Genomic DNA, 15,120 nt, shown 5'->3' with positions numbered 1-15,120 from the left:
CCGACCGTCAATCTGCCCGGGAACCCGCCTCCGCATGTCCGCTTTTTCGCGCTTCACGCCGCTTGTCAGCGCCCTGCCCTCCACAGTTCCCTTCGTCGGTCCCGAGGCCATCGAGCGCCAGCGGGGACGTGCCGTGCTCGCACGCATCGGCGCCAATGAGAACGGTTTCGGCCCGGCCCCCTCGGTGTTGGCAGCGATGTGCGAGGAGGCCGGCAATGTCTGGAAATACAATGATCCGGAGAATTTCGCGCTGAGAGAAGCGCTTGGCGCCCATCTCGGCGTGGCCCCGGCCAATATCGCCATCGGCGGCGGCATCGACGAATTGCTCGGCCAGATCGTGCGGCTGGTGATCGAGCCGGGTGCGCCCGTCGTGACCTCGCTCGGCGCCTATCCGACCTTCAATTTCCATGTCGCAGGCTTTGACGGCCGGCTGGTGACGGTTCCCTACGTCAATGACCGTGAGGATCTCGACGGGCTGCTCGATGCCGTCAGGCGCGAAAACGCGCCGCTCGTCTATTTCGCCAATCCCGACAATCCGATGGGAAGCTGGTGGGGCGCCGACAGCATTATCGCTTTCGCCCGGGCGCTGCCGGAAACGACGCTGATGGTGCTCGACGAAGCCTACAGCGAGACCGGACCGGCCGATTCATTGCCGTCGATCGCCTCGCTCATCGAACTGCCGAACGTCGTGCGCACCCGCACCTTCTCCAAGGCCTACGGACTTGCCGGTTCGCGCACCGGCTACGTCATCTCGACGCCTGGCACGGCGCAGGCCTTCGACAAGATCCGCAATCATTTCGGCATGAACCGGCTGGCGACGGCCGCCGCGCTCGCAGCGCTGAAGGACCAGGCCTATCTCATCGAGGTCGTCGGGAAAATCCACGCGGCGCGGGAGCGGATCGGCGCCATCGCCAGGGCAAACGGCCTCCAGCCGCTGCCGTCGGCGACGAATTTCGTGGCTGTCGACACCGGCCGCGATGGCGCTCATGCCCGGGCGATCGTCGACGGCCTGATGGAGCACGGCGTCTTCATCCGCATGCCGGGTGTCGCGCCCCTCAACCGCTGCATCCGCGTCAGCGTCGGGCCCGAGCCTGATATGGCGCTCTTCGAGGAAGCGCTGCCGCAGGTGCTGAAAAAGATCGGCGGATAAGGCGTGCCGAAAAGTATCAGCAGTTTTCGGACGGCATCGTGCTGACAATTTAACGAAAACCGCGGCCGGTGGAGGATCCGGCCGCGGTTCTCTTCTCCCGGCGCGGCCCGTCCAAAGCGACCCGCCAGCCCCCTCTTTCGAGGTTGTTATTCCTGTCGAATGCCGTCCGGAGACGGTCTCAGTGAACCGTCATCCATTCGCGGGCGGCACGCAGCGCTGCTGCGAGCTGCATCTTGTTCATGGTGGCGGCCAAATCGGCGCGAAGCTCGGCGGCGCGGTCGTTGCCCTTGATCGCGGCGATGTTCAGCCACTTATGGGCGGCAACGAGATCGACATCGCAGCCGCGGCCGGTCGCATACATCAGACCCATTTCGCAGAAGACATCGGCGCTGTTGTTGTCGCCACCCATGGTGGCCGTTTCAGCATTGTGCATTTCAAAGCGTGCCATCGGTTTTATCCCTGTTAGCCTGTTTACGACTTACCCTGTTTTACCTTCGGGCCTTGCCGTCTATCGCGGTTTGAAGCCCTTCCGGTCCGGCGGGTTTGCCCCGCTCGTTTGATGGGTTCAGTATGCCGAACGGCTTTCAAAAAACGCCTAAAATGCATGATTAATTTGAGACAAACAAAGTGCAAACGCTTGGTAAAATTGGATTTTTGTTAAACATCGGATTCCCTGGGCTTTAGGGATTTTCGCTTGGATTTTACGAAAGATTCAGAATTGGAAATAAAGGGATCGTTCATCATGAAATCAGCAGGCGATATCTTTGTTCGCCCTTCAAACGCATGTCTGTCCCTGAATTTCCGGCAGCAAAGATGACCACCACGCATATTTACCTTTACGTTCGCGTCAGTTATTTTCGCAGCCGATTGAGGACATCAGGGAGGAAAAGATGATCCGCAGCTTTGTTCTGACAGCCGCCATCGCAATGATTGCCGGCATGGCTTATGCCGAGGAGCCGATCGTCGGCAACTGGAAGACGGCATCCGGTGAAACCGCCGCGATCGCGCCCTGCGGCGGCGGTTATTGCGTGACGCTGAAGACGGGCAAATATAGCGGCCGCAAGATCGGCACGCTTGCGGGAACCGGCGGCAGCTATGCCGGTGAGATCACCGATCCGGCCGCCGACAAGACCTATAGCGGCGCCGGCAAGGTTTCCGGCAACTCGCTCAAGATGCAGGGTTGCGTATTGAAGATCCTCTGCAAGACGCAGACCTGGACGCGGCTCTGAAAAACAGGGGGCGGATAGCGAGCAACGCCGATCTTTGTTAGATTGTACACATCTCAACACAGGAGTTGTCGAAATGGCTGGCAGCACAACCATGACAATTCGAGTCCGCCCCGACGTCAAGGAAAAGCTCGACAGAATTGCGGCCGACACACAACGCAGCAAATCGTTCCTCGCCGGCGAGGCCGTAGCGGCCTATGTCGAGCGAGAGCTTGAAATCATCGATGGCATCAAGCGCGGCATGGCCGATGCGGAGGCCGGACGCCTCATGCCGCACGAGCAAGCCGTCGCCGAAATGCGTGAAATCATCGAGGATGCCAAGCGTCGGAAAACCCCGCGCGGATGAGGCCGGTTCTTTGGTCGAGGGAAGCCCACCAGGATAATCTGGAAATTCTGCGTTACATCGCGAAGGACAACCCCGATGCGGCCGAAAGGGTCGTGGATGCCATCGAAGATGTTGGTAAAAAACTCGGTGAGTTTGCAACCGGCAGGCCAGGACGAGTAAGCGGCACTTATGAAAAATCCCTCGCTCGGCTCCCCTACATAATTTCCTATGAGCTGCGGTCAATCGCAGGGCGCGAAAGCATCGTCATCCTGCGTGTAATCCACACCGCGCGAGATTGGCCGGCAGAGGAATAGCCGAAGCAACACGAAGCGTATCATAAAGCGCTTGCGCAGCCGCCAGCCGGCCAAGCACGCCGATCCCGGCGCGTTTCGCCCCCTCCTCGGCCGGCCCAAACCTGCCCGGCAAGCTGAACGGCGGATGAACCGGCATCTCAGCACTCGTTCAGCCGCGGCATGGCAAAACTCTTGTCACGATAAAGTTGCGTATCGGGGGCAAGGCAATGAACCTCTATATTCTGGCAAGACGCCTTAGCATCGTCACACTGTTTGCAGCGATCTTCGCGATCACATTTTCGGCGGCCGTCGTGCATAATGGCGGCGGCGGCACGCAATCGCATTTCGGGGCGACCTATACCTGCCTGGAGACCAAAGGCAGCTTCTGCGCGCCATCGGTGCAGTAACCGGCCCGGACACGCCAGCCGATAAAATAATCCTGCCTTCGCCGGTGCACGTCGTTTGCTTGTCAACAACAACTCTCTATAATGCGTCATGAGCAAACGAATCTCTCCTTTATCGCCACTCGACGTATCCTCCCCACCTCCTTTCCAGCCTGAGAGTTTCGATGATCCCGCCAAGGCGGTCGAGACTCTGACGGCGCTTTACGAGCGCAATACGGCGTTCCTGATCCGGAGTTTCACCGAACTTGCGCAGGGTGCCGAGATCACCTCGCGCTACCGCGCCTTCTATCCGCAGGTCAGCATCGAGACGACCAGTTTCGGCCATATCGATTCGCGTCTTTCCTACGGCCACGTCACGGCGCCCGGCATCTACACGACGACTGTCACGCGGCCGAAGCTCTTCAAGCATTACCTGAAGGAGCAGCTGGCGCTTCTGATGAAGAGCCACAATGTGCCGGTCGTCGTCTCGGAATCGACGACGCCGATCCCCCTGCACTTCGCCTTCGGCGAGGGCGCGCATGTGGAAGCATCGGCCTCCGCATTCGTCGACGTTCCGATGCGCGACATCTTCGATACGCCCGATCTCAACACCACCGATGACGAGATCGCCAACGGCGAATATATCCCGCCGCCGGGAGAGCCTTCGCCGCTTGCGCCGTTCACCGCGCAGCGCATCGATTATTCGCTCGCGCGTCTGTCGCACTACACGGCGACCCATGCCGAGCATTTCCAGAATTTCGTGCTGTTCACGAACTATCAGTTCTATATCGACGAATTCTGCAGCTGGGCGCGCAAGCTGATGGCGGAGGGCGGCGACGGTTACACGGCCTTCGTCGAGCCGGGCAATATCGTCACCCTGCCTGGTTCAAGCGTGCCGGAGACGGATGCCACGCTCGCCCGCCTGCCGCAGATGCCGGCCTATCACCTGAAGAAGAAGGGACATGCCGGCATCACGATGATCAATATCGGCGTCGGACCTTCCAACGCCAAGACGATCACCGACCATGTCGCCGTGCTGCGTCCGCATGCCTGGCTGATGCTCGGCCATTGCGCCGGCCTTCGCAACAGCCAGCGGCTCGGCGATTATGTTCTCGCCCATGCCTATATGCGCGAGGACCACGTGCTCGACGACGACCTGCCGGTCTGGGTGCCGATCCCGGCGCTTGCCGAAGTGCAGGTGGCGCTGGAGGCCGCCGTCGCCGAAATCACCGGCTACGAGGGTTTCGAGCTGAAACGCATCATGCGCACCGGCACCGTCGGCACCATCGACAACCGAAACTGGGAACTGCGCGACCAGCGCGGGCCGGTGAAGCGGCTTTCCCAGGCGCGTGCGATTGCGCTCGACATGGAATCAGCCACGATCGCGGCCAACGGCTTCCGCTTCCGCGTTCCCTACGGCACGCTGCTCTGCGTCTCCGACAAGCCGCTGCACGGCGAATTGAAGCTGCCGGGCATGGCGACTGCCTTCTACCGCACGCAGGTCAACCAGCATCTGCAGATCGGCATCCGCGCCGTCCAGAAACTTGCCGCCATGCCGCCGGAAGCCCTGCATTCGCGCAAGCTGCGCAGCTTCTTCGAAACGGCCTTCCAATAGGCCGTTTTCCTCATCGTTCCGCCACGACAGGCGCCGGATGCTGCGCAAGCATCTGCGGTCTGCCGGCGGCAAGGTTCAGCCCTGCGATCAGCAGGGTGAAGGCGACGAAAACGAAGGCGGTGCGGAAGAGAACCTTCAGCCCGTCGCTTTCGGTGAACTCCAGCCGGTGCTGCTCATGGCGGCGCGCCCAGATCTGGCTTGCGAGTGCGATTTCAAGAATAGTCATTGCCGTTCTCCTCGACAGGTTTCGATGAAGCCTTGTCGAGTGCTGCCTTGCGCTTTCGACACATGACCGGCACAAAATATTTTTCCCGCCGCTGTCGAAATGCTTGGAGATCATTCGTCCAGGGATATGGAACACGGCGAAGGAGGCTGCCTGCGATGAAATATCTCTGCCAGGTCTGGTTCGATGGCGCGATACTCGACGCCATGACCAAAGAGGAGAAGGCCGAGCTCGATGCGAATTCGCTGACCTATGACAGGGACCTTGCCAATAGCGGGAATATGATCGTCGCCCAGGCGCTGCAGCCGCCGCAATCGGCGGTGACGGTTCGGGTGCGCGGCGGCGAAATGTCGGTGACGGACGGCCCTTTCGCCGAGACGAAGGAGGCGCTCGGCGGCTTCATCCTGATCGAGGCCAAGGATCTCAACGATGCGATCCGCATTGCTGCCGGCATCCCTCTCGCCAGGCTCGGCGCGATCGAGGTGCGGCCCGTCCACGAATTCGCAGTTCAATGAGGAGAGACCGATGAAATTCCTATGCCAGATCTGGTTCGACACGGAAAAAAGCAAGCTGGTTCCCCAGAGCGAATGGGATGCGCTCACACAGGAGTGCATCGTTAGCGACAACCGCTGGCGCGACAGCGGTCATCTGCAGGCGGCGTTCGCCTTGCATGATCCATCGATGGCGATCACGGTCCGCCTGCGCAACGGCGAAGTCGCCGCGACCGATGGCCCATTTGCCGAAATCAAAGAGCATCTCGGCGGCTTCGTGCTGATCGAAGCCGAGAATATCGAGGAGGCAAAGACCATCGCGTCCAGTTTTCCAATCCTTAGATATAGCTCGATCGAAGTCCGCCCGGCCTATTCCATCCAGGATGGGAAATAGCCATGCGCTTCGTCTGCCTCATCTATAATCCCGCCGATATGGATGGCACGCTCAGTCAGGCCGAGAGCGACGAGCTCGTGAGGTCACATTTCCAGTATGACGAGGAGCTTCAGCGCAAAGGCATCATGATCCATTCCGATGCATTGGAAGGTTCCGACAGCGCCTCGGTCCTGAGAGTGCGCCATGGCATTCTGTCTTCGACCGACGGCCCTTACGTCGAGACCAAGGAGCATCTGGCTGGCATCTACATCATCGAGGCCGCCGATCTCGAAGAGGCGCGCAAGGTCGTCGCGGGCATTCCAAGCGTCCGCGTCGGATCGATCGAATTGCGTCCGGTGAGGCTGCTCACCCTGCCAGAGTAAGGATCGCCTGTTGGAAAGCGTGATCGAGGAAATCTACCGATCGCAATCGCGCCGGGTTCTGGCGACGCTGATCCGTCTGCTCGGCGATTTCGACCGGGCCGAGGAAGCGCTGCACGACGCCTTTGCCGCGGCGGCGCGGACCTGGCCGGCTGACGGCATTCCCGGCAACCCTTTCGCTTGGCTCGTTTCGACGGGACGCTTCAAGGCAATCGATACAATCCGCCGCCGGGCGCGCTTCGATGCCTCGCAGCAGCACATCGAGGACAGTCTCTACACAGTCGACGAAACGGAAATCGGCGAGATGGAACCGATCGAGGACGATATGCTGCGGCTGATCTTCACGTGCTGCCACCCCGCTCTTCCCGCGGATGCGCAGACGGCGATGGCGCTTCGGGAAATCTGCGGCTTGACCACCGAAGAGATCGCCCATGCCTTTCTCGTTCCCGCGCCGACGGTCGCCCAGCGGATCGTGCGCGCCAAGGGCAGGATCCGGACCGCGAACATCCCCTATGAGGTGCCGGACCGCGAGGCGCTGCCTGAGCGGCTCGATCGGGTGCTGCATGTCATCTATCTCGTCTTCAATGAAGGCTATTCCGCCTCTTCGGGAGACGAGATCGTCCGCGCCGACCTGACCGGAGAGGCCATCCGGCTGGCGCGGATGCTTCTGACGCTGCTGCCGCATCCCGACGTTTCCGGACTTCTCGCTCTGATGCTGCTGCAGGATTCCCGCCGCAGCGCCCGTCAAGGCGAGCAAGGATCGCTGGTGCTGCTGGCCGATCAGGACCGCTCGCTCTGGGATGGCGCGAAGATTACGGAAGGCCTGGCGCTCCTTGCCGAGGCGATGCGGACGGGCGAGATCGGCACCTATACGGTGCAGGCGGCGATCGCCGCCGAACATGCGAAGGTGCCGAGCGCCGAAGAAACCGACTGGCGGCGCATCGCCTTCTATTACGACCTGCTTCTGGCGGCCCAGCCCTCACCGGTCGTGGAACTCAACCGCGCCGTGGCGATCGCCATGGCGGAAGGGCCGGCGACAGGCCTGGAACTGATCGATGCCATTCTGAAACGCCGGGAGCTGCAGGCCTATCATCTCGCCCATTCGGCCCGCGCCGATTTCCTGCGCCGTCTCAGCCGCAAAGAAGAGGCGATCGCAGCCTATGAAACGGCGCTGTCGCTCTGCCGGCAGGAGCCGGAGCAGGCTTTTCTTCGCAAAAGGATTTCAGAGCTTGCCGCGGCGCCCGAGCGGCAGTGAGATCGCCGTTCCCGTCAGCGCCGAGACGATGATCAGCAGATGGGCGTTGACGCTCGCCTGCGCCAGCACAGCGAGCGCCGCCCGCTCGCTCGAAGCTCCGAGCGCAATGGCGCCGGCGGTGATGCCCGCCGGATAGGTGCCGACCCCGCCCGGCGCATGCACCGGCAGGACGGAGGAGAGCTCGCCGCCGAGCGCACCGCCGAAGCTCGCCGCCATAGGCAATACGCCCATCAGGCCGAGCGCCCATGCGAGCACGAGCACCTTCACCAGCCAGTTGACGATGGTCATCGCCCAGGCGCGCGCGAAGGCGACGGCATTCAGCGGCAAGCCGTTTTCGATCTCGAAGACAAATTTCTGCGCCTTTGCCGGCAACAGCTTGGCAGCAACCCGAAACAGTGGCTTCCGCGCTGCGAAGGCTGCGACCGGCAGCAGCAGGAAGACCGTCCAGAGCGACCATGCGAGGCGCGCATCAGCCGCGGCAAGCGCAAAGCCGATGCCGGCGGCAGCCAGAAGAGCATGCAGGTCGAGCAGCCGCATGACGAGGAGCGCCGAGGTTCCGCGCGTCAGCGGAATGCCGAATTCCGTGCGCATCAACAGGGGAAAGCTGGTTTCGCCGGTCCGGAAAGGCAGCATGATGTTCAGGAGATTGTGGATCTGGGTAACGCGGAACAGCGTCGCGAACCGGCCCGCGGTCTCCTGCGGAAAATAGTCGTAAATGCGCCAGGTGCGCAGGAAATAGGTGCCCGTCAGAGCCGCAAGCGCGCCGATCACGGGACCTGCCCCGACATCGGCCCATTGACTGATGATGACGGGCCAGCCCCAGAACCATTGCACGAAGAGCGCATAGGCTGCGACAATTACGACCGTCAGCGCCGTCATGCGATTGCGCATAAACCAAGACTGCTGGCTTTCAACGATCGAACTCTTCATGTAGTAGGCATTCCTCGCTTGGCGTCGGCACGGGCCTCGGCTCCGTCCCCGGCGTTTTAGGAGAAATGAAGGTTGCGCACAACGGCGGAGTTGATGGCGGCGACGGCGGGACCGCCTCGAGCCGGCGATCCGCGCGGCAGACCGAAAGATGGCGAGGCCTTGCCGGCTTGACTTGGAGATCGATGTTGGAGCGCATTACCAAAAGCATCAAGAGCGCCAGCATTTTTCTGGCAGTCTATTTCCTGCTGAACATCGCGCTCCGCATCGCCTTGCCTCACACCCTCGATCTCGACGAGGCGGAGCAATCGTTCTATTCGCAATATCTTCTGGCCGGCTACGGCTCGCAGCCGCCCTTCTACAACTGGATCCAGTACGCCGTCGTCTCGGTGACCGGCATCACGATGTGGGCGCTCTCGGTTCCGAAGAACATCATTCTCTTCGGCTGCTATCTTTTCTACGGTCTGGCGGCCCGTGAAGTGCTGAAAAGCCGTCTTCTCCCGCCCATCGCCATGCTGAGCCTGATTACCCTGCCGCAGGTCGGCCTGATGGCGCAGCGCGAGCTCACCCATACGGTTGCTCTGCTGTTTGCGACCTCGCTCTTCCTCTTCGGCTTTTTCCGCACGCTGCGCCAGCCGACGATCGGCAGCTATCTCGTCATCGGTATCGCCACCGGCATAGGCGTCATCTCCAAGTATAATTTCGCCATCCTGCCGTTTGCCGCCTTCATCGCGGTCCTGCCGGATCGGGAATGGCGCAGCCGTCTGTTCGACTGGCGTCTGCTGCCGGCAGTCGTCATCGGCATTCTGATCGTGCTGCCGCATGCGCTCTGGCTGCCCGATAATCTCGCCAGCGCTTCGGCCCCGACATTGGAGCGGATGACCGCCGAGCACGAGGCCGCTGCCGGCCTTCCCCGCATCGGGCAGGGGCTGTTGTCCCTCGTCATCGCCGTGCTCGGCTTCGTCGCATTGCCGATCGTTCTCTTTGCGGCCGCTTTCCGGCGGGATTTCTTCCGGGCGCTCTCCTCGTCCAATCCGATGATCCGGGTGATCGAGCGGATGATGGTTGTCAGCCTGCTCGCCTTCGCCGGCATCGTCGTCTTTGCCGGCGCGAGCGACATCCACGAGCGCTGGCTCGACCCGTGCCTGCTCGTCCTGCTGATTTATCTGTTCCTGAAACTGGAAACGGCAGGCTTCGATCTTTCCGCCGGTCTTACACGCTTCCGGCCCGTCGTGCCGGTTTTCATGGTCGTCATCCTGTCGATCCTGCTGCTGCGGATTGTCGCCATTCAATATGTCGGCACCTATACGAGAACGAACGTCCCCTTCGCGAACTACGTGACCGAGCTGACCGCGACCCGCAAACCGGTTCTCATCGTGGCCGGGACCAAGTTCGTGGCGGGCAACATGAAGCTGGAGTTTCCCGACGTTCCCGTCGTGATCCCGTTCTTCCCCGGTCCGGGGGTTCCCGAATATGCGGCTGCGAAGGGGCCGGTGTTGGTTGTCTGGCGCGGCGAAACCGCAAATGATCCGACCATTTCTCCCGGCTTCGCCAACGATCTCGTCAAATCGGGTATTTATCTGAAAGAGATAAATACCCTGACGCTGCCCTATCTTTTCGGTGACGGCAAACATACCTTCTCCATTGGCTACTCCTGGGTGGAGGGAGGCGCGAAATAGCGCTGCGGCAAGTCGGCCGATTGCGGGGAAACCGGCATTGGCCGCTGGCAACGGACGGACAGTTCATGTAGTAGGCTTCCGCAAACGCGGTGGCGGCAGTAGGAACTGCCAGGCCGCCCGGCCTTTTGGAGATGAAAGTTGCAGACAACGGTAGAGCCCATTCGCGGGACGAATGATCCGGTACAATCGCTCGAGCTGTCGCTGGTCGTGCCCGTTTTCAACGAAGAGGAAAGCGTCGGCCCGTTGGTCGAACGCATCGTCGCGGCGATGGCGCAATATCCCCATCGCTGGGAGCTGATCCTCGTCGACGACGGCAGCACCGATGCGACGCTCGTCAACGCCCGCAAGTATGTCGGGCGCGAGGGGCTATCGCTCAGGATCGTCGAATTGCAGCGCAACTTCGGCCAGACCGCCGCCATGCAGGCCGGCATCGATACCGCCAGGGGCCGGCTGATCGCGACGATGGACGGCGATCTGCAGAACGACCCGAAGGATATTCCTCAGATGGTCTCCGAGCTCGAGCGGCGCCAACTCGACCTTCTGGTCGGCTGGCGCAAGAACCGCAAGGACGGTCTGTTCCTGCGCAAGATCCCCTCCTGGTGCGCCAACTACCTGATCGGCCGCATCACCGGCGTCAAGCTGCACGATTACGGCTGCAGCTTGAAGATCTACCGTGCCTCTATCATCAAGCAGGTGAAGCTGATGGGCGAAATGCACCGCTTCATCCCGGCCTGGGTCGCCGGCGTCGTGCCGAGCTCGCGCATCGGCGAGATGGCCGTCACCCACCATGCCCGCGAACACGGCGTTTCGAAATACGGGATCTCGCGTACCTTCCGCGTCATCCTCGACCTGCTCTCCGTCATGTTCTTCATGCGCTACAAGGCGCGGCCGGGGCATTTCTTCGGTTCGCTGGGTCTCGGCCTCGGCGCGGTTGCCATGCTGATCCTGCTCTATCTCGGTTTCGACAAATTCATTCTGGGCAACGATATCGGCACACGTCCGATGCTGATGGTCGGCGTCGTGCTCCTTCTTTCCTCGGTGCAGATGATCACCACCGGCATCCTGGCGGAAATGATTGCGCGCACCTACTATCGTGACGACGCGTCTCCGAACTATATCGTGCGGCAGATCTTCGACGATCAAAGCCAAGCCTAAGCCGGCAGCACGATGCTGGAAAGCGCGACGAGGACGATCAGAACCGCGGCCTTGCTGCTTGCAGCCTATTTCGTGCTGAACATCGCCCTGCGGCTCGCGCTCCCGCACTCGCTGGAGCTCGACGAGGCCGAGCAATCCTTCTTCTCGCAATATCTGCTGGCGGGCTACGGCCCGCAGCCGCCCTTCTACAACTGGATGCAATATGCCGTCGTTTCGTTGACCGGCATGTCGATCGGCGCGCTGATCGTCCCGAAAAATATCCTGCTCTTCCTGTGCTACCTCTTTTACGGCCTCGCCGGGCGCGAGGCGCTGAAGGACCAGGCGCTTGCCGCGGTCGGGATGCTGGCGCTCATCACCCTGCCGCAGGTCTCTTACATGGCCCAGCAGGACCTGACCCACACGACGGCGCTGCTCTTTGCGAGCTCGCTCTTCCTCTACGGCTTCTTCCGTACGCTCGACCGGCCCGGCATCGTCAGCTATCTGCTGCTCGGGTTTGCGACCGGCATCGGACTGATTGCAAAGTATAATTTCGCGCTGATGCCCGCCGTCGCGCTGATCGCCATCCTGCCCGACGCCGAATGGCGGCGTAGGGTGCTCGACTGGCGGGTGCTCCTCGCGATCGTCGTTGCGCTTGCCATCGTCCTGCCGCACGCGATCTGGCTGCGAAGCAATCTCGACTTCGCCTCCTCCGATACTCTGGTCAAGATGGCCGCCGGCAACGAACCGGCCGGCGCCCTGCGGATCGGCAAGGGCATTCTTGCCTTTCTCGTCGCCATCATCGCCTTTGCAGCCCTGCCGGTCGCGATTTTCGCCGCCGCCTTCCGTCGGGACTTCTTCCAGGCTCTATCGTCCGGAAACCGCTGGACTGGGATGATGGAACGGATGATGCTGGCGAGCCTCGCGGGAATCCTTCTGATCGTGCTGTTTACCGGCTCCACCATGGTGCGTGAACGCTGGCTCGACCCGTTCCTATTGGTGCTGCCGATCTATTTCCTGGCGAAGATGCAGGCGGCCGGGCTCGACCTTTCCGCCGGACTGCGCCGCTTCCGGCCCGTCGTGCCGGTATTGATGGGCTGCGTGCTGATCGCGCTCGGCTTCCGCGTCGTCGGCGCCGGGCTGATCGGCACCTATAGCCGGCCGAACGTGCCGATGGCCGATCTCGTGCGCGAAATGACGCGGCAGGCCAAGCCCGCGCTGGTGATTGCCTCGGATACCTATATCGGCGGAAACATGCGCCTGCAGCTTCCCGATGTGCCCATCGTTATCCCTGACTTCCCGGTTGCCGGCATCCCCGCCTATGCGACATCCGACGGACCGGTGCTGATCGTCTGGCGCGGCAAGAAGACGGCGACGGCTGCGGATGCCGTCATGCCGGAGCGGTTTTCATCGGCGCTCGCGGCAGCGGGCATTTTGCCGCAGGAGATCGGCGCCTTGTCGCTTCCCTATTATTTCGGCCGCCAGGGCGATAATTTCGCGCTGGGCTACGCCTGGGTTCAGCCGGGAGCAAGTAGATGACCGAGACCAGCCTTCGCCACATGCGTTGGATTTTCCTGCTGCTCGCCGCCTATTTCGTGCTTCAGGTTAGCGTGCGGCTTGCCACCTCGCATTCGCTCGATCTCGACGAGGCCGAACAGGTCTTCCGCTCGCAATGGCTCGCCGCCGGCTACGGCCCGCAGCCGCCGTTTTACAACTGGCTGCAATATGGCGTCTTCCAGTTTGCCGGCGTTTCGCTTGTTGCCCTGTCCGTCGTGAAGAACCTTCTGCTCTTCATCTCCTACCTGCTGTACGGCCTGACGGCACGGCTCGTCCTGCGCGACAAGGCGCTCGCGGCGATCGCGACACTCGGGCTGCTGACGATCCCGCAGATGGTTTTCGAGATGCAGCGCGACCTGACGCACACGGTCGCGGTGTTCTTCTCGGCCAGCATCTTCTTCTACGGTTTCGTCCGCAGTCTGAAGCAGCCAAGCCTCGCCTCCTATCTGATAACAGGCATCGGCATCGGTTTCGGACTGCTCGCCAAGTATAATTTCGCCATCCTGCCGGCCGCAGCCTTGATCGCCGCGCTGGCGGATGCGCGCTGGCGGGCGCGGATATTCGATCGGCGGCTGGCCGTAACCGCTGTCGTAGCACTTATCATCACCCTGCCGCATCTCTTCTGGCTGAAGGACAATCTCGACTTCGCCACCGCCCGTACCCTGGAGAAGATGACCGCGAGCGACAATGCGAGCTATCCCATGCAGGTGGCCATGGGCGTCAGCTCGCTCGTCCTCGCCATCCTCAGCTTCGCCGGATTGACCGTGGCGGTATTCGCGGCCGTGTTCGGCCGGAATCTGCGCCTGGCGCTCGCCGCCCAATCGGAATGGACGCGGCTCCTCGAACGGATGATGCTCGTCTTCGTCATCGGCATTCTGCTGTTGATCGTCTTCGGCGGCGCGGCTGGCATCAAGGATCGCTGGCTGGTGCCGATGCTCTTCATCCTACCGCTCTATCTCTGCCTGAAGGTCGAAGCGGCAGCCGTCGAAACCGGCCAAGCCTTCCGGCGCTTCATGCCCGTCGTCGCCGTCATCATGATCGGCGTGCCGGTCGCCCTTTACGGCAGCGTGGCAAGCGCGCGCTTCTCAGGTCATTACGAACGCTTGAACAGGCCTTATGCCGAGATGCTCGCAACCTTGCGCAAACAGGCCGAACCGGCAGCGATCCTTGCCGGCGACAGCCTGCTCGCCGGCAATCTCAGGCAGGATATTCCTGGCGTGCCGGTCCTTTCCGTGGATTATCCCGGCTTCAAGCCCGATATCTCGGGCCGCCGGCCGCTTCTTCTTGTGTGGCTCGTGCCGCCGAAGGCGGGCGGCGAAGCTCTCCCGCCGGCCATGGCACAATGGCTCCAAACCGTTCTCGGTGTAACCGCACCTGAGGCGTCGGTTATCGACATGCCCTATCTCTACCGACGCGGCAACGATAGCTATCGTTTCGGCTATGCTTGGGTCGATCAACAGTGATGTTGGAACACTCCGGTGGGCTGAGCGATATTGTAAAAGTATTGCATTTTACCATATACTCAGCGGTAGGGAGTCATTGACATGGCACGCGCAAAAACCTTTTCTCTTGGCGACACCTATGACGGGATCCTGTCGGATCTGGTTCGCAATGGTCGGTTCGGCACGGAAACCGAGGCCGTGCGGGCAGGCATCCGCATGCTCGCCGACCACGAACTGAAAATGCAGGCGCTGCGCAGGGATATTCAGACGGCCGACGCCGAGATTGAGGCTGGCCTCGGCAAGGAATATGCCAACGGCGCAGATATCCTCAAAGACGTCATGAACGAAGGTTAAGGCCATCAAACCGAAACGTCTGATTATCGCTCCATCCGCCATGGAGGATCTGCGAAATATTCGTCGCTACATCGCCGAGAGCAGCCCTCACTACGCGCAGGAATTTCTGGCTGACCTGACCTCAAAGATCGCGTGGATCGCCGAAGTGGATTTCACCGGATCTCCCCGCGACCATATTGCGGAAGGCTTGCGCGGCCTGCCCTATCGGAACCGCTGCATCTACTATCGCTCCTATCACGACCGTATCGTGGTCCTACGTGTCAAGCATGGCGCCGAGGATATCAAGTCGCAGGATTTCGAACTCTAGGCCGAGCGA

General features: G+C 61.4%; 19 protein-coding genes. 16 read left to right on the top strand and 3 right to left on the bottom strand.

The features are described from left to right. Positions 1-34: 34 nt before the first annotated feature. A complete protein-coding gene (locus tag ATY76_RS09715; protein ID WP_088674546.1) occupies positions 35-1,150 on the top strand; it encodes a pyridoxal phosphate-dependent aminotransferase in 1,116 nt (371 codons plus the stop codon). 178 nt (positions 1,151-1,328) lie between these two features. On the opposite strand, the gene ATY76_RS09710 is transcribed toward ATY76_RS09715, so the two are convergent. Next, complete coding sequence (locus ATY76_RS09710) at positions 1,329-1,598, bottom strand: sel1 repeat family protein (RefSeq protein WP_088674545.1); 270 nt, start codon at positions 1,596-1,598, stop codon at positions 1,329-1,331. A gap of 442 nt (positions 1,599-2,040) precedes the next feature. Between ATY76_RS09710 and ATY76_RS09705 the strand changes: the two genes are divergently transcribed. The 5 genes from ATY76_RS09705 to ATY76_RS09685 all read left to right on the top strand — a co-directional run bounded on the left by ATY76_RS09705 (position 2,041) and on the right by ATY76_RS09685 (position 4,992). Continuing rightward, on the top strand, positions 2,041-2,379 hold the full coding sequence (locus tag ATY76_RS09705) for a DUF2147 domain-containing protein (RefSeq protein WP_088674544.1): 339 nt from the start codon (positions 2,041-2,043) through the stop codon (positions 2,377-2,379). 73 nt (positions 2,380-2,452) lie between these two features. Continuing rightward, positions 2,453-2,722, top strand: a complete 270-nt coding sequence (locus ATY76_RS09700; protein WP_088674543.1) for a CopG family ribbon-helix-helix protein — start codon at positions 2,453-2,455, stop codon at positions 2,720-2,722. After that, entirely contained in the window at positions 2,719-3,015 is a 297-nt protein-coding gene (locus tag ATY76_RS09695) for a type II toxin-antitoxin system RelE/ParE family toxin (protein ID WP_088674542.1), read from the top strand. The genes ATY76_RS09700 and ATY76_RS09695 overlap by 4 nt, the downstream gene beginning before the upstream one ends. Before the next feature lie 206 nt (positions 3,016-3,221). Then, positions 3,222-3,401: a hypothetical protein gene (locus tag ATY76_RS09690; RefSeq protein ID WP_088674541.1), complete on the top strand. Its 180-nt coding sequence runs from the start codon at positions 3,222-3,224 to the stop codon at positions 3,399-3,401. Positions 3,402-3,489: 88 nt separating this feature from the next. Then, on the top strand, positions 3,490-4,992 hold the full coding sequence (locus ATY76_RS09685) for an AMP nucleosidase (protein WP_088674540.1): 1,503 nt from the start codon (positions 3,490-3,492) through the stop codon (positions 4,990-4,992). Between the two features lie 10 nt (positions 4,993-5,002). Here ATY76_RS09685 and ATY76_RS09680 read toward each other — a convergent pair whose 3' ends face one another. Next, positions 5,003-5,218 carry a hypothetical protein gene (locus ATY76_RS09680; protein WP_245309779.1) on the bottom strand — a complete coding sequence of 72 codons (216 nt, stop codon included), beginning with the start codon at positions 5,216-5,218 and terminating at the stop codon, positions 5,003-5,005. Between the two features lie 155 nt (positions 5,219-5,373). Between ATY76_RS09680 and ATY76_RS09675 the strand changes: the two genes are divergently transcribed. Genes ATY76_RS09675 through ATY76_RS09660 form a run of 4 tightly spaced genes read left to right on the top strand, consistent with a single transcriptional unit; the run spans position 5,374 to position 7,714 of the window. Continuing rightward, a complete protein-coding gene (locus tag ATY76_RS09675; protein ID WP_088674539.1) occupies positions 5,374-5,730 on the top strand; it encodes a YciI family protein in 357 nt (118 codons plus the stop codon). 10 nt (positions 5,731-5,740) lie between these two features. Further along, complete coding sequence (locus ATY76_RS09670; RefSeq protein WP_088674538.1) at positions 5,741-6,100, top strand: YciI family protein; 360 nt, start codon at positions 5,741-5,743, stop codon at positions 6,098-6,100. 2 nt (positions 6,101-6,102) lie between these two features. After that, positions 6,103-6,462: a YciI family protein gene (locus ATY76_RS09665; protein ID WP_088674537.1), complete on the top strand. Its 360-nt coding sequence runs from the start codon at positions 6,103-6,105 to the stop codon at positions 6,460-6,462. Positions 6,463-6,472: 10 nt separating this feature from the next. Beyond that, positions 6,473-7,714, top strand: a complete 1,242-nt coding sequence (locus tag ATY76_RS09660; protein WP_088674536.1) for an RNA polymerase sigma factor — start codon at positions 6,473-6,475, stop codon at positions 7,712-7,714. Here the strand turns inward: ATY76_RS09660 and ATY76_RS09655 are convergent. Then, positions 7,682-8,644, bottom strand: a complete 963-nt coding sequence (locus ATY76_RS09655; RefSeq protein WP_088674535.1) for a lysylphosphatidylglycerol synthase domain-containing protein — start codon at positions 8,642-8,644, stop codon at positions 7,682-7,684. The genes ATY76_RS09660 and ATY76_RS09655 overlap by 33 nt on opposite strands. A gap of 182 nt (positions 8,645-8,826) precedes the next feature. Between ATY76_RS09655 and ATY76_RS09650 the strand changes: the two genes are divergently transcribed. The 6 genes from ATY76_RS09650 to ATY76_RS09625 all read left to right on the top strand — a co-directional run bounded on the left by ATY76_RS09650 (position 8,827) and on the right by ATY76_RS09625 (position 15,111). Beyond that, entirely contained in the window at positions 8,827-10,320 is a 1,494-nt protein-coding gene (locus tag ATY76_RS09650; protein ID WP_088674571.1) for a glycosyltransferase family 39 protein, read from the top strand. Between the two features lie 138 nt (positions 10,321-10,458). Next, the gene (locus ATY76_RS09645) at positions 10,459-11,475 is read left to right on the top strand and encodes a glycosyltransferase family 2 protein (protein ID WP_088674534.1); all 1,017 of its coding nucleotides are present in this window, start codon (positions 10,459-10,461) and stop codon (positions 11,473-11,475) included. A 12-nt stretch (positions 11,476-11,487) separates the two neighbouring features. Beyond that, a complete protein-coding gene (locus ATY76_RS09640) occupies positions 11,488-12,990 on the top strand; it encodes a glycosyltransferase family 39 protein (protein ID WP_088674533.1) in 1,503 nt (500 codons plus the stop codon). After that, positions 12,987-14,471, top strand: a complete 1,485-nt coding sequence (locus ATY76_RS09635; protein ID WP_088674532.1) for a glycosyltransferase family 39 protein — start codon at positions 12,987-12,989, stop codon at positions 14,469-14,471. Before ATY76_RS09640 ends, ATY76_RS09635 begins: the two co-directional genes overlap by 4 nt. A gap of 81 nt (positions 14,472-14,552) precedes the next feature. Beyond that, complete coding sequence (locus ATY76_RS09630) at positions 14,553-14,804, top strand: type II toxin-antitoxin system ParD family antitoxin (protein ID WP_088674531.1); 252 nt, start codon at positions 14,553-14,555, stop codon at positions 14,802-14,804. 4 nt (positions 14,805-14,808) lie between these two features. Further along, positions 14,809-15,111: a type II toxin-antitoxin system RelE/ParE family toxin gene (locus ATY76_RS09625; protein ID WP_088674530.1), complete on the top strand. Its 303-nt coding sequence runs from the start codon at positions 14,809-14,811 to the stop codon at positions 15,109-15,111. Positions 15,112-15,120 lie beyond the last annotated feature (9 nt).

This window comes from Rhizobium sp. R339, assembly GCF_002211395.1.
Taxonomy (GTDB): Bacteria; Pseudomonadota; Alphaproteobacteria; order Rhizobiales; family Rhizobiaceae; genus Rhizobium.
Note: the sequence above shows the minus strand (reverse complement) of the source record. Positions and strands in the feature narration are given on the sequence as shown.

Excerpts from the sequence above, each read along its gene's own strand:
- ATY76_RS09715 (WP_088674546.1), top strand. The coding sequence starts at position 35 with ATGTCCGCTTTTTCGCGCTTCACGCCGCTTGTCAGCGCCCTGCCCTCC.
- ATY76_RS09710 (WP_088674545.1), bottom strand. The coding sequence starts at position 1,598 with ATGGCACGCTTTGAAATGCACAATGCTGAAACGGCCACCATGGGTGGC.
- ATY76_RS09705 (WP_088674544.1), top strand. The coding sequence starts at position 2,041 with ATGATCCGCAGCTTTGTTCTGACAGCCGCCATCGCAATGATTGCCGGC.
- ATY76_RS09700 (WP_088674543.1), top strand. The coding sequence starts at position 2,453 with ATGGCTGGCAGCACAACCATGACAATTCGAGTCCGCCCCGACGTCAAG.
- ATY76_RS09695 (WP_088674542.1), top strand. The coding sequence starts at position 2,719 with ATGAGGCCGGTTCTTTGGTCGAGGGAAGCCCACCAGGATAATCTGGAA.
- ATY76_RS09690 (WP_088674541.1), top strand. The coding sequence starts at position 3,222 with ATGAACCTCTATATTCTGGCAAGACGCCTTAGCATCGTCACACTGTTT.
- ATY76_RS09685 (WP_088674540.1), top strand. The coding sequence starts at position 3,490 with ATGAGCAAACGAATCTCTCCTTTATCGCCACTCGACGTATCCTCCCCA.
- ATY76_RS09680 (WP_245309779.1), bottom strand. The coding sequence starts at position 5,218 with ATGACTATTCTTGAAATCGCACTCGCAAGCCAGATCTGGGCGCGCCGC.
- ATY76_RS09675 (WP_088674539.1), top strand. The coding sequence starts at position 5,374 with ATGAAATATCTCTGCCAGGTCTGGTTCGATGGCGCGATACTCGACGCC.
- ATY76_RS09670 (WP_088674538.1), top strand. The coding sequence starts at position 5,741 with ATGAAATTCCTATGCCAGATCTGGTTCGACACGGAAAAAAGCAAGCTG.
- ATY76_RS09665 (WP_088674537.1), top strand. The coding sequence starts at position 6,103 with ATGCGCTTCGTCTGCCTCATCTATAATCCCGCCGATATGGATGGCACG.
- ATY76_RS09655 (WP_088674535.1), bottom strand. The coding sequence starts at position 8,644 with ATGAAGAGTTCGATCGTTGAAAGCCAGCAGTCTTGGTTTATGCGCAAT.
- ATY76_RS09650 (WP_088674571.1), top strand. The coding sequence starts at position 8,827 with ATGTTGGAGCGCATTACCAAAAGCATCAAGAGCGCCAGCATTTTTCTG.
- ATY76_RS09640 (WP_088674533.1), top strand. The coding sequence starts at position 11,488 with ATGCTGGAAAGCGCGACGAGGACGATCAGAACCGCGGCCTTGCTGCTT.
- ATY76_RS09635 (WP_088674532.1), top strand. The coding sequence starts at position 12,987 with ATGACCGAGACCAGCCTTCGCCACATGCGTTGGATTTTCCTGCTGCTC.
- ATY76_RS09630 (WP_088674531.1), top strand. The coding sequence starts at position 14,553 with ATGGCACGCGCAAAAACCTTTTCTCTTGGCGACACCTATGACGGGATC.